This window comes from Niastella sp. OAS944 (genome assembly GCA_024809215.1).
Lineage (GTDB): Bacteria > Bacteroidota > Bacteroidia > Chitinophagales > Chitinophagaceae > Niastella.
In genome coordinates this window covers 411929-432899 of sequence record JANUBW010000005.1, presented here as the reverse complement: position 1 = coordinate 432899, position 20971 = coordinate 411929, and the positions used below count along the sequence as shown (strand labels likewise).

14 protein-coding genes are annotated in these 20971 nt (G+C 45.0%); 9 read left to right on the top strand and 5 right to left on the bottom strand.

What is annotated here, in order from left to right; all coding sequences use genetic code 11:
• Positions 1 to 3: 3 nt before the first annotated feature.
• The 3 genes from GGD38_RS22460 to GGD38_RS22450 all read right to left on the bottom strand — a co-directional run bounded on the left by GGD38_RS22460 (position 4) and on the right by GGD38_RS22450 (position 4619).
• Complete coding sequence (locus GGD38_RS22460; protein ID WP_375301448.1) at positions 4 to 2832, bottom strand: beta strand repeat-containing protein; 2829 nt, start codon at positions 2830 to 2832, stop codon at positions 4 to 6.
• A gap of 42 nt (positions 2833 to 2874) precedes the next feature.
• On the bottom strand, positions 2875 to 3411 hold the full coding sequence (locus tag GGD38_RS22455; RefSeq protein WP_375301447.1) for a T9SS type A sorting domain-containing protein: 537 nt from the start codon (positions 3409 to 3411) through the stop codon (positions 2875 to 2877).
• Between the two features lie 353 nt (positions 3412 to 3764).
• Positions 3765 to 4619, bottom strand: coding sequence for an MBL fold metallo-hydrolase (locus GGD38_RS22450; protein ID WP_375301446.1), 855 nt, complete (start codon positions 4617 to 4619; stop codon positions 3765 to 3767).
• Positions 4620 to 4766: 147 nt separating this feature from the next.
• On the opposite strand from GGD38_RS22450, the gene GGD38_RS22445 reads away from it, so the two are divergent.
• From GGD38_RS22445 to GGD38_RS22435, 3 genes are read left to right on the top strand one after another with little or no spacing between them, the layout of a single operon-like run.
• Positions 4767 to 5507, top strand: coding sequence for an intradiol ring-cleavage dioxygenase (locus tag GGD38_RS22445; RefSeq protein WP_375301445.1), 741 nt, complete (start codon positions 4767 to 4769; stop codon positions 5505 to 5507).
• A gap of 33 nt (positions 5508 to 5540) precedes the next feature.
• On the top strand, positions 5541 to 6089 hold the full coding sequence (locus GGD38_RS22440) for a hypothetical protein (RefSeq protein WP_375301444.1): 549 nt from the start codon (positions 5541 to 5543) through the stop codon (positions 6087 to 6089).
• Positions 6049 to 6747, top strand: coding sequence for a pirin family protein (locus tag GGD38_RS22435; protein ID WP_375301443.1), 699 nt, complete (start codon positions 6049 to 6051; stop codon positions 6745 to 6747). The genes GGD38_RS22440 and GGD38_RS22435 overlap by 41 nt, the downstream gene beginning before the upstream one ends.
• A gap of 80 nt (positions 6748 to 6827) precedes the next feature.
• Here the strand turns inward: GGD38_RS22435 and GGD38_RS22430 are convergent, their stop codons facing one another.
• Together GGD38_RS22430 and GGD38_RS22425 are read right to left on the bottom strand one after the other, a co-directional pair.
• Entirely contained in the window at positions 6828 to 8297 is a 1470-nt protein-coding gene (locus tag GGD38_RS22430; protein ID WP_375301442.1) for a RagB/SusD family nutrient uptake outer membrane protein, read from the bottom strand.
• Positions 8298 to 8308: 11 nt separating this feature from the next.
• Positions 8309 to 11338, bottom strand: a complete 3030-nt coding sequence (locus GGD38_RS22425) for a SusC/RagA family TonB-linked outer membrane protein (protein ID WP_375301441.1) — start codon at positions 11336 to 11338, stop codon at positions 8309 to 8311.
• Between the two features lie 399 nt (positions 11339 to 11737).
• Here GGD38_RS22425 and GGD38_RS22420 point away from each other — a divergent pair, with 399 nt between their 5' ends.
• The 6 genes from GGD38_RS22420 to GGD38_RS22395 all read left to right on the top strand — a co-directional run bounded on the left by GGD38_RS22420 (position 11738) and on the right by GGD38_RS22395 (position 20956).
• Positions 11738 to 12205: a DUF5991 domain-containing protein gene (locus GGD38_RS22420; protein WP_375301440.1), complete on the top strand. Its 468-nt coding sequence runs from the start codon at positions 11738 to 11740 to the stop codon at positions 12203 to 12205.
• A gap of 130 nt (positions 12206 to 12335) precedes the next feature.
• Positions 12336 to 12938 (top strand): RNA polymerase sigma factor, encoded by a 603-nt coding sequence (locus GGD38_RS22415; protein WP_375301439.1) that lies wholly within the window; start codon positions 12336 to 12338, stop codon positions 12936 to 12938.
• A gap of 272 nt (positions 12939 to 13210) precedes the next feature.
• Positions 13211 to 14374, top strand: a complete 1164-nt coding sequence (locus GGD38_RS22410) for a FecR family protein (RefSeq protein WP_375301438.1) — start codon at positions 13211 to 13213, stop codon at positions 14372 to 14374.
• Between the two features lie 353 nt (positions 14375 to 14727).
• A complete protein-coding gene (locus tag GGD38_RS22405; RefSeq protein WP_375301437.1) occupies positions 14728 to 18240 on the top strand; it encodes a TonB-dependent receptor in 3513 nt (1170 codons plus the stop codon).
• Positions 18241 to 18253: 13 nt separating this feature from the next.
• Complete coding sequence (locus tag GGD38_RS22400) at positions 18254 to 19825, top strand: RagB/SusD family nutrient uptake outer membrane protein (protein WP_375303879.1); 1572 nt, start codon at positions 18254 to 18256, stop codon at positions 19823 to 19825.
• Positions 19826 to 19843: 18 nt separating this feature from the next.
• Positions 19844 to 20956: a glycan-binding surface protein gene (locus tag GGD38_RS22395; protein WP_375301434.1), complete on the top strand. Its 1113-nt coding sequence runs from the start codon at positions 19844 to 19846 to the stop codon at positions 20954 to 20956.
• Positions 20957 to 20971 lie beyond the last annotated feature (15 nt).

Sequence of the window (20971 nt, the reverse complement as noted above, 5' to 3'; positions counted from 1 at the left end):
TTTTTATTTACAGTTCACGAATACTTTTATTTTGCTAATGCCGGCTGCATTGTAATTGTCGAGGGCTTTGCCAATTACCTGGCCGGGTTTTACTTTATCGGGGTTGGCTTTCATAGCCACACCGGGTGTTGATGAGGTGACAAGCAGGTCGCCTTTTTGAATAGCGCCGCCTTCGGTACATACTTTGGTTGGTATTACGCCTATAACACCCATGGGCGCTTTATTGCTGAGGTCGCTGTCAATGTGTTCCTCTGTAAGCAACACGCCTGGTTTGGTAGCGTATACGCCCAGCACCAGGGTAGAGTAAGGCTCGCCCGATTTGGCAACAGCTCTATCTTTATCGAGCGATATCACCAGTACATCGCCAGGTTCATAATTATTAATGCTTCCTTCAACGTCAAAGACCTCGGCCACATCGGCGCCGCTGTTTTGTGTACCGCCATTAAAGAAACCTCTTCCTGCCGAATTGATACGGGCAACGTTTACAGTACCAGGATTACCTGATCTAAAAACGGCGATGCTGCCATTGCTATGTTGTTCAGCGGTAAGCACGGGGTTGATATTCGCCGTATTATAATTCACGAAACGTGCAGCGCGGCCCTGGCCAAAGTTGGGCACCCATGCATAAATGGCGCTACCTGTACCATCGGCAGTAGTTTCTACACCATCGCCGGTGTTAGATGCGTTAGCTGTTATGCCATTGCCATTTCCTTCGGCAATAGCTATAAGGGCCGGACCGTTGCCCGCAGGATTACTGGCGTGAAATAAACCTGCAAAGCCGCCTGTGCCTGAAGAAATACCATATATACCCGCGGTTCCAAAATTGGCGAACTGGCTGTTCACTTCGCCCCGCACTGCTGCTGAAGTGCCTGTAACTTTATCTACTTTAAAATTACCGGCAATTCCATTACCCACAGTGGTAACCGTTATGGCATCGCTGGTGTTTGATTCATTGTATATATTGAAGCGGCCGGCGCGTCCGGTAGCAAAAGAGGGCACCCAGGCATATAATGCATTACCTGCGCCATCGATATTTGTTTCAACGCCATTACCATCTTTACTGGCATTGGCTGTAAAGGCATTTCCATTGCCATCGGTAATAGCCACCAATGCAGGGCCATTGCCCGATGTATTGGAGGCATGGAACAAACCGGCAAAACCACCGGTGCCGCTCGACTTACCAAAAATGCCTGCTGCACCAAAGTTGCCAAAGATGGTCTTTACTTCACCTCTTACGGCGGCAGCTACACTATTTGTATTGTTTACAAGGAAGGAGGCTGCGTTGCCCTGGGTATTATCGGGAATATTTCCATTGCCATTTGTTTCTACTTCAAGTGTATTGCCCGTGGTATTGGTGTTGTTGTAATTTTCAAATCTTCCTGCCCGGCCTGTACTGTTGTTAAGGCCAACCTGCCCTAATACGCCAACAGCTGTACCTGAAGCATTGGTAGCAATAAAACCACGTACGCCATAACCGCCGCCATCGTTTCTGCCAACCACTGCGCCGGCAATATCGCTGGTGGTTCTACCTACCACGGCTTCACCGCCGCCGTTATTGTCGCCCACAACACCTGCTGATGTTTGTGCTGCAGAAATACCATGCACGCCAAAACCGGCGCCGGTACTGCTGCGAACGCCTGCACCATTGCCTGTAGTGGTTATATTAACTACAGTACCATTGCCAACCGAACTGGCGCTGATCACATTGTTGTTATTGGCATTATTAAAAATGTTGAAGCTGGCAGGCAGGCCATTGTTGCTGGTGGCCTGTAAACCGGTACCCGTATTACTGTTTGCATAAACACCAAAGCCGTTGGCCGATGCATTTCCATATACACCAAGACCATTGGGTGTTACACCGTATACGCCCCAGCCACTTCCGTTTTGCGAGCCATATACACCAACACCCAGGCCGCCGGTACCGTTATTGATACCACGAATGCCCGATGAAAAACCACCGGGTGATGTGCTTGATACAATACCGCGAACAGAGCTGATGTTTGAAGTAGTTGTGTTATTCACTCCTTCCAGTGAAGTGCCATCACCATCGTTTGTAATGGAGAATACTGTTCCTGCCTCATTCACTGTAGTAGCAAAGGGCAGGCTGAAGCTTCCACCGCCGCCGGTATTGTCGGCCCCTGGCGCCCAGTTGGTGCCGTCGAACTTAAGTACCTGACCGGCCACTGGTGCAGTATTGGCCACCGGTTTACTTTGTAATGCAACCACACTTGGGTTGGGATACGTGCCACCCAGGTCGCCACCGGCCGCGCCATTTGGCGGCAACGATGTTGGTATTACTCCTGCAGCCAGTTTATTTGCAGTGATAGTGCCGTTGGCGATCTTATCGGCCGTTACCTTTCCATTGGCAATGGTTGGGTTGGGGAAGGTACCTGTTAAGTCGCCGCCGGCATTACCGCCGGGAGGGGCCGATGCCGCAAATAATGCATAGGGTACCGATAACAACTGGCTGGCGCCCATATCGGTAAAGCTATTTCCGCCATTGGGATCAATTTCTACCTGCAAATATTTACTACCGCTGCCCCAGTTTACCGTAGCCATATTGCCAACGATATTGGTGCCGCCTGCGCTGCCAATAGCTACCGTGAACAATCCAAATCCATTGGTGCTTAATGCCCGGGTTTCACTATATACGGTAAGCCCGTTTGCGGTGCCTTCATGTATGGTTAAACGTAGTTTGATGTTTTTGAACGGAAGCGCATTGCCTCCGGGGTTTCTGGCTATACCCTGATAATTGATAGCCGCCGGGGCTTGTGCCCGGGTTATGGCAATAGAAGTAACACACAACAGTAATGTTGTAAATATTGATTTCATTGTTCCGTATTTTCAGTTGAGAATGATGGTGATGAAGATATTCTAGCGGGTTATATGAATGAGTTTATAGGTGCCTTTTCGTTCAGGCGATGATGGGTCGGTGGGAACCAACGATATTTGCAGCATATAAGTTCCCGCGGGATAACGTTGCAGATCGATCTTTTCAATACGGCTTACACCATTGTAGTCGAACTGCCTTGTTTCAACCAGCTTGCCTAATATATTCATTAACCGGATACATACACGCCCCGGTGTTGGCAGGTTCAAATTCAACTCAGTAAAAGTGAAAACAGGATTGGGAAAGATCATAATGTCGCCGGTGGCAAAAAAATCATTGCTTTTGGGCGCATGCCCCTTTTCTATTCCCGGATGCAAAAAGCCATTTTCCAATAATATACAATTGGGTTTCAAATAGCTATCAATGAGGCACATTTCGCCCACACTCCAGTCGAACCGGTAATAACCACTGGTGGCCGAACCACCTGTTGCGTTTATAACCGTGGGTGAAACTTCCTGGGCGGAAGAAAAGTAAGGACATAGTAATAGCAGCAGAATCAATTGTGTAAATGATCCTTTCATGGGTGATACGTTTTGAATGTTTAAATAGAAAACAACGCTGCTGGCCATGCCAGGCAGAAACAGGTACTACCAGAATTTACTACCAGGGATTATACAGATGGGTTTTCGTGGGGATGAATTTTGGCGATCATCTTTCGTTAACTATAGATTTGATGATACAAAAATAAAGACGCTGTGTTTATGTACAATACTCTTTTAGTGGTATATATATAATCATCAATTGTAAGCGACTCAAACTATATGCGTAACATTACGCAATTTGTACCGCGCCGGCGCGGTATATCTACTTCAACGGTGTTGCGTAGGTTCAAATTTCCTATACCTCAAACGGGTGAGTGCGCAAAAATCACCAGTTACCATAAACGCAATTGGGTGTACGAAGGCTTGATCTTAACTTCTATGAATGCTTTTTGTGGAAGGCTTACCGGTGTGGCACCCTGTGCAGCCTGTACATGATACACGGCGGTTTCTTCAAAACGTGAAGCTACAATGATCTGTGTTGCACCGGCGTGCTCATTGAACAGTTGTTGTACCAGTTGCGGAGAGTTATTGTCTCTCGACAGATGTGAAAGGAACAGATGGCTCATATACGCTGGTTTGTGTTGGGTAAAAATATCCAGCGCCTGTTTGTTTGAAAGATGTCCATGCCCGCCCCGGATGCGATTTTTTAAATGCCGGAGATAGCTGCCTTTCTCCAACATCTCTTCATCGTAATTAGCTTCCAGGAATGCGGCATGGCAATGTTTAAAATGCATAATAAGATGATCACAGGCGGCGCCAATGTCGGTAAACACGCCTATGTTCACATTGTTTCCATTAACGATAAAACTATGCGGCTCGGCGGCATCATGAAATTTAGGGAAGGCCTGAATGGCCAGGTTGCCGATCTGCACCGGTTCATACGCCTTAAAGGAAAATAACTGTTCCTGCTGTATACTTAAATTTCCGTGGTAACGGGTGGCTTCGGTGATGTAAACGGGGAGTTGGTATTTTTTTGCCAGAACCGGAATGCCGCTGATATGATCGGTATGCTCGTGCGAAACAAAAATGGCTTTTACGTTTTGCATCGAAAGCCCCAGCCGGTGCATCCGCCGTTCAGTTTCACGGCACGAGATGCCGGCATCTACCAGGATGGCCTCCTGGTCGTTGCCCACATAATAACAGTTTCCATTAGATCCCGAATTCAACGATGCAATAAACAGCGACATGGTGGTGCAAAGATAGGGGCCCTAATTCATCGATACAATTTCCTTTTTCACCGATGGACCGCCATTCTGGCGCGGATACCGATTAAACTTTACAGCGAAATACGGTCAGACAAACATTGATCACGCTGGATAAAAAAATAATTAACTATGGAAAGAAAGCATTTTCTGAAACACGGATTAGCCGCACTCGGTCTTGCCGCTATTGCTCCATTGGCCAATGGCTGTAAAAAAGAAACAGATTCAACGGATACCGACACTGATTCAGGCGGTTCCTCATCCGGCTCCTGTACGGTATCGCCTACAGAAACGGAAGGCCCGTTCCCTACAAAATCGCCCAGTTCATACGTAAGGTCAGATATAAGAGACGATAGAACAGGCGTGGCATTTACGATCAAAATCAATATCAAAAATAAGAATAACAGTTGTGCTGCTTTGTCAGGCGCCATAGTTGATATTTGGCATTGCGATAAGGATGGCAATTATTCCGAATATGGCGGTACCGGTATGCAATCGACCAATTACACCTCGGTGCATTTTTTACGTGGCCGTCAAACCACCGACTCTGCCGGACTGGTTACTTTTACTTCCATTTTCCCCGGCTGGTACAGCGGCCGCGCAACGCATATTCATGTTCACATTTACAATGCATCGGGCACCAGCCTGCTGGTAACACAGATCTCCTTTCCCGAAGGAAGCAGCTCTGCTGTGGCAACCGTAAATGGCAGCGGTGGCACCGCCTATGGTTATACAAAAGGAATGAGTGGTTATACTTATAATGCTTCTGACAATGTTTTCAGTGATGATTCGGCTGGCATTGAATTGAGTACAGTTACCGGAAGTTTGTCGGGCGGGTATACTTTGACCCATACAATTAATGTAGCTGCGTAAAATATTATAAAAACACTCGTTGAAAAACCAACTATGCAAAAAGGGACCATCAGGTTATGTTATAGAAAACTGATCGATGTACAATCGACAAAGCCCTGGGAGAAGCTGGTATTTGAAGATAGCTATACCGAGTTCCTGATGCAGTCGCAGCTCTATAATCACGAAAAGAAGTTTTCTGCGTTCAGCGACATAATAACCCATATGCCGGCGGCAGAGAGATTGCATTTTTTAGTGAGCGCCGCCGTCATTGGGTATTTGCAACAATTAAAGGGTATAGTGCCCGACCTGGTCAATAACCTGGGCCGGTTGTTCCTGCCCTTTAATAATTACCGTTTCGAAATTATCAACTCCGATATAAAGGACAAGACCAAACACCAGGTTGCCATCAATTTCTTTACCGATCACCTGGTTTGGCACGATACCATTAACAATCAGTTATTGCTATCCGTTCCCGGCAATACCATGAATGGTGAAGTGTTGACCGATCTTTTTACCCTGCCGCCCTTTGTAAGCATCTACTCATTAAAATCACCCGAACATAATGGTACAACAGAACAAAGGAAAGATCTTCCTGGCCGATGAACGCGGCCATAATGAAGTGGAATGGTTTAGAAGTTATAACACCTTTAACTTCGGACAATTTCAGCGTGAACATAAAACGCCGTTTGGGCCGTTGTATGTTTTGAATGATGATACACTGGCTGGTGGCAAAAGCATTTCACTTACCATTGAGGCCGATACTGAGATCGTATTGGTGCCGGTGGTGGGTGCCATTACCTATAAAGACAGTATGGGTAATTCAAATATCATTGAAGCGGGTGAATGCCAGGTGTATACTGCGCCCAAAGACACGGTTATTCATATTGGAAATCCTTACGATAATGAGCTGGTGAATTTTTTGCAGTTGTGGTTTTATAAGAAATGTGATGTACTGCGTTCCCCCCAATTGATACCGTTCGATATTATTAATAGTAAGAACAAGCTGGTGCCCGTTCCGGTGAGTAATACGCCGTTTAAATACGGCATTGGCAAATATGCCGGTCGCCAAGAATCGTTGTACCAGTTAAGCAATACCGGAAATGGTTTGTTTGCTTTTGTTATTCAGGGCGCATTTGAAGTGCAGTACCGCCTGTTGCACCCAAGAGATGGATTGGCCTTGTGGGAAGCGGATGCGGTTGAGTGGGAGGCGTTGTCGAATGATGCGATTATTTTTATTGTAGAGATACCTTTGTGTGCATAAGTAAATGAAGTATGAAGTAGGAGGTATGAAGCTCGCGAACTTCGTACCTCTTACTTCTTACCTCTTACTTCATAAACCTATTAATTAGCAAGCGGGTTGTTTTGTAATTCAACATCTGGCAAACCAAATATAAACTTACTAGGCACCGGTTTGCGACTAGGGATTTTGATCACTGCATTAACGCCAGTGATGGTTTGGGCAACGCGATTGGTTCTAACCATATCGAACCAGCGTTTGCATTCGCCAATAAATTCATATCCTCTTTCACGAAACACCATATCGTCAAATGCGGCGCCGCTTAAACCTGCCGGAAGATCGGCTGTTGCACTGGGTGTATTGATGGGCACACCATAAGCACGCCGGCGTACCTGGTTAATGGCATTGTATGCAGCATCAGTGGGGCCGTTTACTTTGTTTTCTGCTTCTGCAAAGATCAATAATACATCGGCAAAACGGTACAGGTAAAAGTCGTTGCCATTACCGGTGTCAATAGGTGCATCGGGGTCTTTGTATTTACCCATACGCAGATCATATATATCATTTTCTATTTCAGCAGCGGTTACGACGCCATTGATCAAATAACTGCTGTAAGTACTGAACTTTTTACGCAGGTCGTTATCGTCCCAGTTTTTTATCAACGGCGCAATGGAAATAATGCCGCCGAATTTATTGCCGCTTACTGAATAACCGGCTGCCTTGGCTCTTGAGTCGGCCCAGTAGGAGGCCATGAAGGCGCCCTTATCAACGATCTGCGAGAACTTTAAAGAAAATACATCTTCTTTGTTAGTAGCTAACGTAGGCGAATAAACGGTTGCCAGGGAAGGCTCCAGGTCGTAACCATAGGTAGCCTTTTTATCCATCACTTCTTTGGCCTTATCGCGGGCGTTTGTATACTGGCCCAGGGTAAGATAAACATCTGCCAGTGCTGTTTTGGCGGCTCCTGCCGTTGCCCGGCCCGGTGAAGTGGTGGTATTGGGCAGTGCTGTTTCGGCATACTTAAGGTCGGCAATAACGGAATCATAAATAACGTTCACGGGTGAAAGCGCCAGCGCTACATCATTGGTGTTTACAATGGGTTGTAATCTCAATGGTACCTTACCCCATACCCGAACGGCAAAATAATAACAATAGCCCCGTACGAAATAAGCTTCGCCGTATGCTTTCTTTTTAACCGCATCGCTGAGCGTGGTATTTTTATTCAGATTAAATATTAAATTATTGGCGCGGCCAATAGCCTCGTACAGGGTTGTCCAGCTTTGTGCAAAGCTGTTGGGCTGGTTCATTACATTATTGTAATTACTCCAGTTTGATTGGGTTGAACCGCCGTCGGCATATTCACTCATCAGCTCAAGCCCAAGCCCCACAGTTGATTCCCATAGCCGGCCACGGCTGCGGGTGAGCGGCTCATACACCCCAATTACTGTTTGATCGAGTGTTGTAGGATCAAGTTCGCCCAACGTAGCTGTTGCTTTGGGCTCTTCTTCCAATAGCTTCTTGCAACTTGTTACTATTGTAACTGCAAGAAGGATATATAATATTTTAAATTTCATAGTTGATGCTTTTAAAAGGTTATTCCCAAACCAAAATTGTATGTCTTAGCAGAAGGATATGATCCTAAGTCAACACCCTGTCTTCTATCATTGCCATTAAAGGTGTTTACTTCGGGGTCGTAACCTGAATAATCGGTAAAGGTGAGCAGGTTCTGTGCGCTTACATATACATTCAGATTCTTGATGGTTTTGCTTTTCAACTCTATGTTATAATCCAACCGAATGTTACGCAGTCTGAAGAACGAACCATTCTCCATATAGCGATCGCTGCGGAAATGATATAATGCCACTTTGGTTTCTGGCCTTGGATAAAAATCATTCGCTACTTTAAGTTTATTGAACTGATTCTCAACCGTAGGCGAGGTTAGGTCAAACAAACCGGCATTATTTATCTTAGACCCGCTAACACCGGCCCATACCGATGATAAAGTAAACCGTTTATACCTGATGGTTGGGTTAATACCATAGTACAGGTCGGGGTAGGGACTGCCTATGATCTGGTTGTCTGTTGCATTTATAACGTCGCGGCCATTGTTATCTTTATCGCCATTCAGGTTTTCATATAAGGCATATCCGTCTTTATCTAAACCAATAAATTTAGGTCCGTAAAAGGCCGACAGCGGTTCCCCGGGGCGAATGATACTGTTTGAGCCAGAGGCATCGTTGCCGCCGGCAATGGTTGGTATATCTTTCCCGTCTTTTGTTTTGGTTACTTTGTTCTTGTTTTGCGAAAGGTTCACGTCTATAGCTACTGTCCAGTCGCTATTGTTCACCAGGTTGGTACCCAGGGTAAATTCCCAGCCTTTGTTCTGCACTTCACCAACGTTGTCGATGATTTGTCCGGGGCCCGAACCAATACCGGCACCAACACCTGCGGTTGGCGGTAATTGCACCAGTGCCAGCAGATCGGTTGTTTTCTTCACATAATAATCAAACGTGAGGCGGATCTTATCGTTTAGGAAACTGGCGTCAAACCCAACATCGGTTTGGGCGGTGGTTTCCCATTTCAGGTTGGGGTTGGGGAAAGTAGGCGCTAACCCAACTGATAAACCTGTTCCCGCACCCTGACCGGTATTTACGGTTTGCCCTAGCAGTAATGACTGATATGGTTTAATGGCCGGGTTGCCCGCTTGTCCCCAGCTGGCGCGCAGCTTCAGGCTCGATAGCCAGGAAACATCTTGAAGAAACGCTTCTTCTGAAATGCGCCAGGCCGCCGATACGGAAGGGAATACACCGTACTTGTTATTTTCGGCAAATACCGAAGCGCCATCACGCCGAATGCTTGCGGCAAACATGTATTTATCTTTCAGGTTCAGCCGAACGCGGGCAAAAGCACTCACTATCGTGTTTTCTATTACGTTAGTAAGCGGTTTGCTTACCGAGTTGGCCGAGTTGAAATTATAATTCTTTAACTGATCGGTGCCAAAACCGGCGGCAGCCAGATCGATGGTGTTAAGTCTTTCTTTTTGAAGAGATACCCCGCCAATAGCTTCTATATATGATAGAGGCGAAAGGTTGTATTTGTATTCCAGAAAGTCTTCGGCCAGTAAGGAAGTTTTATCGTAATTGCCCAGCTCTGCTGAACCAATATTGTTACCCAAACGTGGTAAGATGCGTGGAAAATACAGGTCGCGGCGAATATGATAAAAATCCCCCGACAGCCGCGTAGTGTTCGTTAAACCTTTTATTATAATTGTCTTAAAGTCAACACCACCCTGTACGCGGGTAGTGGCGTTGCGGTCAAGTACTTCATCGGCCATGGCTACCGGATTCTCCGCATCTATACCGTTAAAGGTAAAGGGAGTTACATCTGCATACGTGCCATCGTCATTCTTTATAGGTGCGGTAGGCACTGCACGCATTATTGAGCCGATACCGGATTTGCCAAAATTGCGGGTATTGTCGCCAACAGAAGGGGAGAAGCCATTTTGTACGGCACGCGAAACGGTCATGCGTGACTGTATGGAAAAGCGGTCACTCACTTTACTGTCGAAATTCAAACGAAGAGATCCCCGTTTGTAACCACTGTTACGTACAATACCCTGTTGAGTAGTAAAACCGGTAGAGATATAGTAACGCGTTTTCTCATTTCCACCGGAAATGCTTAGGTTGTTGTTGTTAAGTAATCCTGTGCGAAAAACTTCATCCTGCCAGTCGGTATCAATACCCGGCGTCCAGTTGGCAAGTGCGGCAGGAAAACCAATCCCGGAGTTAGTATAATATCTTTTTGCAAAATCAACATACTCCTCGGCATTCATCAGCTCCAGTTTCTTACGTATTTTTTGAACACCGGCTGAGCTTTCAAATACAATGCGCGATTGCCCCGCCCGGCCCGATCGCGTAGTTATCATTACAACGCCATTGGCGCCGCGTGAACCATAGATGGCGGTGGCAGAAGCATCTTTCAGTACTTCAATAGATTCTATGTCAGACGGGTTGATGGTAGCCAACCCGTTTGCGCCGCGTACATCATCATTGAACTGCGGTAATCCATCTATAACATATAACGGCTCATTACCGCCGGCTATAGACGAAACACCACGAACACGTACGCTGATGCCAGCGCCCGGTTGTCCGGATGTTTGTTGCACCTGTACACCCGCCAGCCGGCCCGATACGGCCTGTTCAACACTTACAACAGGCATTTCGCGCAGCTTTTCACTGCGTATGGATGATACGGCGCCAGTTAATTCTGTTTTTCGCTGGGTGCCATACCCAACTACAACAACGTCAGAAAGTCCTTGTGCTTCTTCTTTTAGCTGTAATTCAACAGGAACACCGGCCGTGGCCAGCAGTTCTTTTTTTTCAAAACCAACAGAGGAAAATACAAGCACCACTTTATCGCCGGGTGCTGAAATAGTGAATGAGCCATCGCTGGCTGTAGCTGTAACCGTTTTACTATTCTTGATCTGAACAGTGACACCCGCCAGGGGATTTTGTTGTGGATTGGTAACTTTTCCGGTAAACTGTTTGTTTTGTGCAAACGCAACAGTACACCAGCTCATTACCAACAAGGCAATCGTTAGTTTGGCATTACGCATAGCAATAGTTTTGTTGAGGTATTAAAGCAAGACAGTAATTTTAAGCGAGTTTTATATATATTATACATTTTATTTACGGAAACGTTTCCGCTTGCATTTTTCAAATGGATTATTTTATGATATATATCATGCTTTATTGCAATTGTCTTGGTGTCTAAAAATCGAAAGTATCGGTACGTTGGTCTGTTTTTTTATTCACAACAACGAAAACCACCGCTCAGTTATCCCGGAAATTATGAACTTGCTGCCCGAACAACACAATTGCTCCAATCCTTTCAATAATCTGACAGCCCCCTGGGCAATAACCTCTACCACCGTATTGGGTGAATAGTTACAGCTATTAGCTGTGATCAGAAAGGCAACAAGATTAAATCTGGAATTAAATTAGAAACTGTTTCTATGAAAATAGTGCTACGTATTAGCGTACCTGTATGCTTACTTATCATTTTGCTGTACTCCTGTTCAAAGACAAACACCTTTGTTCATTGCTCTGACTGGGTAGGGGATTATGCTTTTCATGAAGATCCGGTGCCCACTGCTACCGGCATCAATAAGATCATGGAGTGGGAGTTAACGGTTTCTAAGGAACAAAAGAACGATACCTGTTTTGGTACATTGGAAATAACCGGACTTACAACTTATATAAAATTACTCACCACGCTGTCGGGCGATTCGTCGCGCGTGGATGTTGTTTATAACAAATACCTCGACGGGTCGCATGATTTTAAACCCGGCGATGTTTTGTTCAGCCTGCATAAAGACAGCAACCATATTGTAACCACCTGGAATCAGCTACATCCTATGCTGGAAGACAATCCCGATGCCCAGGGCGCCTGCTTTAAATTATTGAAAAAGAAAGCAAGTTGATCTCTCAAGGAATAGTGCTTATAAAAAAAGGATTGTAATCGTTTACATAAAATTAAAATCTTTTCCTATTTTAGTTATCGGAAAAATTAACGACTGTTCCCGATAACCCAACCAACGATCTGCTGCCATAATGAGATATTCCGAATTTACCAGTGAAGAACTGTGGATACATATGCTGCCCGGTGACCACCTGGCGCTTGATGCGCTCGTTAAAAGACATTACAATTTACTTTATCAATATGGCTGTAAATTTACCCGCGATGCATCGCAGGTGAAGGATTGCATACAGGATATGTTCCTGTACATCTGGCAACGGCGGCATGCCATAAATGAAACTGCTTCGGTAGAACATTACCTGATGAAGGCTTTACGCCGCCGGTTAGAAAGGGCCCTTTTTAAAACCAACAACACAGAGGGAATTGGTTTTCTTGACTTTACCGATACCTGCGCCACGCCCGATGATCAGATCATTCAGCAGGAACAAAAAACAGCCCTTGCCTATAAAATAAAACAATGCATTCTTCAGCTCTCTAAACGCCAACAGGAGATCATTTACTTACGCTTCTATCTCAATGCCAGCCCCGCCGACATTGCCGACATTATGCAACTAAACCGTCAGTCGGTATACAACCTCTTGCACGACGCCCTTAATAAACTGCGAAACAGCACGGGGCAATACTTTAAGCCTACTGTTGCTATATCAATTTTGTTGTTGGTTTTAAGCCAGTTGTAACTGGAAATTCCAAATTGCAAATCACAAGATCCAAATAATTAATACAAAATCTCAAAAGCCAAACAAATCCCAAAAGCTTTTTAGCAGGCTTTTGGAATTTGAGATTTGGAGCTTGGAATTTATTTGGTTCTTGGAACTTGGAATTTGAGATTTATTTTTTGGTTCTTGGCGCTTGGTTTTTGAGATTTTTTAAAAAAAGTTTCAAATACTACAGTAGATATTCCTAATCCATGTGTATAGGTTAGAAAGAGATAGCTTTTTAACCTATACACATGAAAGAGCAGGAATTCAATAGCATAGACGATTTACTGGCCAGCGAGTTGTTCAGGAAATGGATCATTGACAAAGATGAAGACGCTGCCACTTTCTTTAGCCAATGGATTGACCAAAACTCTGCCCGCCTCGAATGGGTGGCCACCGCCAAGGGTATTATAGAAGCCCTAACGCAAAACAACAACAGGTTAACCAGCCAGGAAATAAATAGCGAAGCAGATCGTATTCAGGAAAAGATATTGTCCTTAAATCCGCCATTGTACGCAAATGAAGAACCCGGATACCTGGAGACCTGGAACGACGACGGTAAGCAGCAAGGTTCGAAAGGTATCCCTCTTTTTTATCGTACGCGTTATGTGGCGGGCATGGCCGCCTGTTTGTTGATGATAGCCGGTATTTACTGGTACTTCTCGAACAAAGCATTGCCTGCCTCAAACAACAATGCCTATAAAGCATTTATGCAGGAAACAGAACATAAAAGCTTTGAGTACAATAACAATTCAGATGCGGAGCAACATATTGTATTAAGTGATGGAAGCGAAGTAGTACTGGAAAAGAATAGCCGCCTTACGTATGCTGCCAATTTCTCTTCGGGCAAAAGAGAAGTTTATCTTGAAGGCAATGCCTTTTTCAATATAACCCGGAACCCTGAGCGCCCTTTTATAGTATACACCCAAACCATTGTAACAAAAGTATTAGGCACCAGCTTTTATGTAAAGGCAAATACAAAAGCCGAAACTGCCAGTGTGGTGGTGAAAACAGGAAAAGTATCTGTTTTCAAACGTGAGAACTTTACCAGTACCGATGCCGGTTCCACTACTTTAAAAGGAATGGTGGTAACGCCCAACCAACAGGTGATCTATGATATTTTGAATGCGCAAATGAATAAATCGCTGGTCGAAAAACCGGCGCTGGCAAACCAAACCACTTACAATTTTGATTTTGACGATACCCCCGCCACTGAGGTGTTCAAGACTTTACAGTCGGCGTATGGTGTACCCATGCTGCTCGACGATGAAGTACTGGCTTCCTGCACCATTTCGGCCTCGCTGGGCAATGAGCCGTTTTATGAAAAGCTGCGCATCATTTGTAAGATCATTAATGCAACGTATGAAGTGATTGATGGAACCGTGGTGATTAGTTCCAAAGGATGTAAAGGTTAATGTGATAATTAGCTAATGTGATTGTGCTAATGAATACAAAGAAGGCTTAAAGATATTAGGTTGATCCATACTCTGACAGACTAACTGCTGCCAACTAAAAACTAAGAACTAAAAACTAAGAACTAAAAACTAAGAACTAAAAACTAAGAACTAAAAACTAATTAAGTAACCAAAATTACCTTCTTATGTAACCTCTAACTATTGCTTGTAGTTCCCTCCCCGTAGAGGGATAAAAAAGGAAGCCTGTAATGTTGGCCCATTACAAGCCTCCGGTTAATACCTGTATCTGCTATTTGCACAGTGTGATACAGGCCGTTGATTTCAATTACTATTAAAACCAAGGATTGCAATTTATGAAAAATATTTTTTCATTAGTGACTGCCATTATGAAAGTATCTGCTATCCCGATCTTGCTGTTGCTGACCTCGTTTTGTAGCCTTGCCAAAGTAACCACTGCACAGGATGTGCTGGCCAAAAATGTAACCATTTCAGTGTCAAACAAAGAGCTGAAATCGGTACTCAAAGATGTAAGCAAAATGACCGGCGCCAAATTCCTGTACAGCCGGGAGATCATTCAAAGCGACCGCCGTATTACCATTAGTGTGAAAGATAAACCGCTGGCCGATTTTCTGGGCCAGGTGCTTACGCCATTGCACATCAGCTACGAAATGGATAAGAATGGCTATATCTTTTTAAATAATACGACAACGGTGCAAAGCCTTGCCGCCAGTGATAATGCCTTGTTTGATGAAAATACGGGCTATGAAGCGCTGACAGCCCCACCGCCGGGAAAACTTACGGGTAAGGTGGTAGCAGAAGATGGTAACGTTATCGTTAGCGCCAACATTCAAATAAAAGGCACCAGCAGGGGTACTGCCACCAATAAAGAGGGATTGTTTGAACTTAATATAAACGACGACGATAAAGTATTGATCATTTCTGCGGTTGGTTACGAAAAACAGGAGGTGACCATTGGAAAGGAAACAAAATTCCTGTTCATTCTAAAACCGCAGATCGCCAACCTCGATGATGTAGTGGTAATTGGTTATGGCACCCAAAAACGTAAAGATGTAAACAGTTCTATAGTTTCAATAAAAGCCGAAGACTTAAAGAACCTGCCGCAAACCGGTATCGATCAAATGTTGCAGGGTAAAGCCTCCGGCGTTACCGTTACCCAAAACTCAGGTGCACCCGGCGGTGGAGTTTCGGTAAAGATCCGCGGTATTTCTACCTTTGGTGGTACCGAGCCGCTATATGTTATTGATGGAGTTCCCCTCAATGGCAACTTCAATAAAGACGCTATTTCATTCGTAGGCGATAACGAATCGAATATGAGTGCGCTGGCCTATTTAAACCCAAGCGACATTTTATCGGTCGACATTCTGAAAGACGCATCGGCTACTTCTATTTATGGTAACCAGGGCGCCAATGGGGTTATCATCATCACCACTAAAAAAGGTAAGGCGGGTGATGGTAAGATCACTTTTGATGCTTATTATGGTGTTGCTTCCGTTTCAAAATACCTCGATCTGCTTGATCTGAAAGGATATGCTTCTTATAAGAACAGCATTGCCGATTTCATTGGACAGGAGCGGCAACCTCAATACAACAATGTTGATCTGTTAGGTTCGGGTACCGACTGGCAACGCGAGATCTTCAAGTCTTCTGCCGTTCAAAACTACCAGCTGGCACTGTCGGGTGGTAAACTGGGTACTACCTATTATGTATCGGGCAACTATTATGATCAGGAAGGTACCATCATTGGTTCAGGCCTCAAGCGTAAAACCATTCGTGTTAACATCGATAACCAAATAAAACCCTGGTTAAAGTTAGGCATCAATGGTACTTATGGCAGTACCGAACAAAAGATCACCCTCACCAATAACTCAAACAACAGTTATGGTAATGTGATCGCTATGGCCATTCAGCAATCGCCCGATGTGCCGGTTAAAAATATCGACGGCACCTATGGCGGGCCTAGCGATATCACCGGTTTGGGCGCTATGAGCGGCGGTAACCCCGTTGCACAGGCAACCACCTGGCACACGCTGCTTACCAAGAATAAATTACAAAGCAACATCTACGTACAAGCGATCTTTTTAAAAGACTTCTCCTTCCGGAGTGATTTCGGTAGCGATCTAAACTGGAACTTAAGCGATGCCTTTATGCCCACTTTTACCTGGGGCCGTTCAATTAATGAATTGAACACGTATAAAGTGCAGAACGGTAAAACCACTTACTGGAACTGGCGCAATGTAGTGAACTGGCAAAAAAGATTTAAAGAACATGACCTTTCGGTAATGATAGGGCAGGAGGCGCAGAAGTATATGTCGAATACAACGCTTTCGGCGCGTTCGAAGTTTGCCAGTAATGAGTTGTACTCGTTGAACCTGGGTGATCCTACAACTGCCAGTTCATCACAAAACCTGGCGCAAAACACCCAGGAGTCGTACTTCAGCCGTATTATTTATACCTACGATAACAGGTATTCATTTACTGCCAATCTGCGCCGCGATCGAACTTCCAAATTTGCACCGGGTCACCAGGTTGGTTATTTTCCTGGTTTGTCAGCATCCTGGACGGTTTCAAACGAAGACTTCTTTAAACAATTCGAAACTGTCAATTACCTGAAGCTAAGAGCCGGGTATGGCGAAATAGGTAATCAGAATGTACCTAACTATGTATATGGTTCGGCGCTGAGCCCTGCATTTGCCAGCTCAGCGGCCTTTGGTACCGGCCTGGGTCAATACGTTAGCAATTATGCCAACCCCAACGTTACCTGGGAACACCAGGCGCAAACCAACTTTGGTATAGACCTTGGTATTGCCCGCCAGTTTGAGATCACGGTAGATGTATACAATAAGATCAGTGATAAATTCCTGTTTGCTGCAACATATCCCACATTTACCGGTACGGGTATCCCCAACAGTGGTACCGCCGGTATAGCCGCACCTTATGTAAACTTTGGTAAGATGCAAAACAAAGGGTACGATATCTCTTTCATTTATCATACACCTAAACAATCGAAAATTGAATGGAAAAGCACCCTGGTATTCTCACATTACAAGAATATTGTTAAGGAGCTCAACAGCCAAACAAGCAACATTACCCAGGTATTGTCGGTAAATGGTAACCCGCCCGTTACAAGAACGGTGGTTGGCCAGGCTGTTGGATTGTTTTATGGGTATGAAACGGCAGGGCTTTTTCAAACACCTGAACAATTGTATTCTTCAGCCATTCGTTCGGGCAATGATCGTAATGCAAAGAACGGAACTTATTTAGGCGATATACAATATAGAGACCAGGATAAAAGCGGTGCCATTGACGGTGACGACCGTGTGATCATTGGCAATCCTAATCCTAAATTCACTTTTGGTTTTACCAATAACCTCAGCTATAAGAATTTCGACGCTACCATATTTATCACCGGTACATACGGCAACGATATCTTCAACTATACGCGTGTATGGGGTGAAGGCATGTCGGCCAGTTCGGGCAATCAGATGGCCTCGGTAAAAGACCGCTGGACGTTTGAGAACACCAACACTTCCATGCCGCGTTACGCCAATGCCGATCCGAATGAGAATGGGGGTATTTCAAACCGCTTTATCGAAGATGGCACTTACCTGCGAATTCAGAATATAACCCTGGGATATAATTTTTCTCCATTACTGCAAAAAAGGTTTAAATACATTTCAAGGATCCGCGCATACGTTTCTGTACAAAACCTATACACGTTCACCGACTATTCGGGGTACGATCCTGAAGTGGGCCCGGTTAACGGCAACGTATTTCTCAGTGGCATTGATTTGGGTCGTTATCCCGTGCCAAGAACTATTACCGGCGGTATTAATGTTGAATTCTAAAAACAAACGAACGATGAAGCCAAATTTCAAAAATATAACCCGGGCTTGTGGAGTTGTGCTGGCAGTATCGGTATTTGGAACTGCCTGTAAGAAATCATTTTTCGACGGAACGCCCAAAGGACAATATACTACAGAAACTTTCTTTAAGACCCCGGCTGAGGTGCAGGCTGCCACGGCAACTATGTACAATGCGCCCTGGTTCAATTTTAACTGTACCTATAGCATGAGTATTGGCGATGTATATAGCGGTAACTCTACCGGCGATGCCAATACGGCCATGACGCAGTTTCAGAATATGAACGTAACCCAGAGTAATGAATACCTCGCCAAAGGCTGGGCGGCGTTATATGCTGTAGTGGGGCAGGCCAATGCCATTATAAACAATGTTAACAACAATGCAGCGGTATTGCCCGATAGTACGGTTAAAACCGCCCTTGGCGAATGTCATTTTATGCGGGCGGCCGCTTATTTCTACCTGGTGCGCAATTATGGCGCCGTACCCATAGTTACAGAAGCGAACAATTACCTGCAGAACTATCAAATACCAAGGCACCTGGTTGCTGACGTGTACAAGTTTATCATCAGCGACCTGCAGGCTGCGGAAACGCAATTGCCGGTGAGATCAAATGCCAAAGGTCGCGTATCACGCGGCGCTGCTAAAGCAATGCTGGCAAAAGTATACCTTACCATGGACGATTTTGCCAAAGCAAAAGCCAAGGCCTGGGAGCTCATCAGCAATGAAAGCACCTATGGTTACGGTTTAGTTGAGAAGTTTGAAGACCTGTTTTACACCCGTAACAATAATAATAAGGAAAGCATTTTTGCGCTGCAATGGGTGGCCAGTAATGCCGATGGGGCTTACGGTACCGGCAATGTTACCCAGGCTTATTGCGCACCCTATGGCCAGGAATTAACGGGTAGCACCGATGGCTGGGGAAGTTTTAAACCCAGCATTGATCTGCAACGCGATTCCATCGCTGGTGACGCTCGTAGAAAAGTGACCTATATGCGCGCCAATGATTATTATCCGGAGTTGCTGACTGCAAAAGGTGGTTATACTTATCCCAGCTGTAAATCGAAGACCGGCGCCAATGTTAAAAAATACGTGGTTGGTAATTATGAAGACAATGCGGCTACCGGCGGCGCTTATAATATGAGCACCGGAATAAATACGTATATGATCCGTTATGCCGATGTATTGCTCACTTATGTTGAAGCAGAAATAGGCAATGGTACTTCTACCAGCGATCCCGTGGCCATTGCGCAATTTATGCGGGTACGTACAAGGGCCGGTTTAAGTAGTTTGCCTGTAACCTCCATAACAACCGATGATCTGTTAAGGGAAAGACGATTGGAGTTTGCCTTTGAAGGCCAGTATTGGTACGACATATTGCGTTTGCCACAGGATCAGGCATTACTAAGGTTAAGCAATACCGAAAGAGGCTTGTTCGATAGCTGGTGCGGCAGCGGTCCGGTTATTACCAATAAGATCAATGTAACCGCCAATATGTTGTTGTTCCCTATACCACAATCGGAAATAGATATAGATCCCAAACTGGCAGAAAACCCAGTTGGTTATTATTAATCAGAAAATCTGGCCAATATGAAGAAACATATTTTAGTTTGTACAGTGCTTTGCACACTGGCAACTACACTATATACAGGTTGTAAAAAAGATGAAACAGTTCATACACCCGGTAATTTATCGGTAAGTCCGGCCTCGGCATTACCCGAAACATTTATTACTATCACCGGAAGCGATATGGATGATATTGTATCGATAAAATTCGACACAACAGTTGCCTCGTTCAGTTCGGTGTTCAATACATCGGGTTCGTTATTTACAACGGTGCCAACAAATGCCCGCTATGGTTCGCAACCCATTACTATTACCAACAGGGCCGGTATAACGTCAACCGTTGATTTTACCGTGTTGCAGCCTGCACCGGCTATCAACAGCTTTACACCAGGTAATGCGCCGCCCGGCGATACCATAACCATTACCGGTAAAATGTTTGTAAACATAAACGCCATTTATATTGGTACCAAGAAAGCGATCATAATAGATTCTTCGAGCCGGTTCACCACGAAAATAGTTATCCCTGTAGGCGCAGTTTCAGGATTGCTGTCAGTAGTAACTGCAGGCGGCACATCATACAGCGCCGGTGCGCTTACCGTGGGAGAAAGAGCTTACCTGATAGCCGATTTTGATGGCGCAGGTTTAAGTCCCAATGGCAACTCCTGGTATGGCTATGGCGATATAACCGGAAAAGCGATTGCCAGCTCTAATCCCGATCCTTTATCGGGCAACTTTATAAAAATGATCTCTAACCAATCGGGCACGGCTGGTTATGGCGGCATTTCAACATACCCCAACACTACCGCCGATAAAACGTTTGGTATGACATCTGCAAAAGAAAAAACCATTCTTAAGTTCGATATAAATAACAACGGCAAAACAGGTACCCAAATTCAGGCGATTGTTGAAGAAGTGGCTACTTCACCCAAAAACAATTATGCAAAGACTGTTAGTATAAATGGCACGGGCTGGAATACCATTGCCATTCCGCTAACGGAAATGCTCGATAGTTACGGCGGCGGTTCAACAACGCCAACGCCTTCTAAAATAATCACCGTGAAATTCCATTTTCCCAATAAGAGCAATCCAATGGAAGCGAATATCGATAATGTGCGGTTTGCCTGGGAAAAGAACTGATAACAACAAAACGTA

Bases quoted from the DNA above. Each gene is read 5' to 3' on its own strand.
- GGD38_RS22450 (WP_375301446.1), bottom strand. From the start codon at position 4,619: ATGTCGCTGTTTATTGCATCGTTGAATTCGGGATCTAATGGAAACTGT.
- GGD38_RS22420 (WP_375301440.1), top strand. From the start codon at position 11,738: ATGAAAATAGTGCTACGTATTAGCGTACCTGTATGCTTACTTATCATT.
- GGD38_RS22445 (WP_375301445.1), top strand. From the start codon at position 4,767: ATGGAAAGAAAGCATTTTCTGAAACACGGATTAGCCGCACTCGGTCTT.
- GGD38_RS22400 (WP_375303879.1), top strand. From the start codon at position 18,254: ATGAAGCCAAATTTCAAAAATATAACCCGGGCTTGTGGAGTTGTGCTG.
- GGD38_RS22440 (WP_375301444.1), top strand. From the start codon at position 5,541: ATGCAAAAAGGGACCATCAGGTTATGTTATAGAAAACTGATCGATGTA.
- GGD38_RS22415 (WP_375301439.1), top strand. From the start codon at position 12,336: ATGAGATATTCCGAATTTACCAGTGAAGAACTGTGGATACATATGCTG.
- GGD38_RS22460 (WP_375301448.1), bottom strand. From the start codon at position 2,832: ATGAAATCAATATTTACAACATTACTGTTGTGTGTTACTTCTATTGCC.
- GGD38_RS22410 (WP_375301438.1), top strand. From the start codon at position 13,211: ATGAAAGAGCAGGAATTCAATAGCATAGACGATTTACTGGCCAGCGAG.
- GGD38_RS22435 (WP_375301443.1), top strand. From the start codon at position 6,049: ATGGTACAACAGAACAAAGGAAAGATCTTCCTGGCCGATGAACGCGGC.
- GGD38_RS22405 (WP_375301437.1), top strand. From the start codon at position 14,728: ATGAAAAATATTTTTTCATTAGTGACTGCCATTATGAAAGTATCTGCT.
- GGD38_RS22425 (WP_375301441.1), bottom strand. From the start codon at position 11,338: ATGCGTAATGCCAAACTAACGATTGCCTTGTTGGTAATGAGCTGGTGT.
- GGD38_RS22395 (WP_375301434.1), top strand. From the start codon at position 19,844: ATGAAGAAACATATTTTAGTTTGTACAGTGCTTTGCACACTGGCAACT.
- GGD38_RS22430 (WP_375301442.1), bottom strand. From the start codon at position 8,297: ATGAAATTTAAAATATTATATATCCTTCTTGCAGTTACAATAGTAACA.
- GGD38_RS22455 (WP_375301447.1), bottom strand. From the start codon at position 3,411: ATGAAAGGATCATTTACACAATTGATTCTGCTGCTATTACTATGTCCT.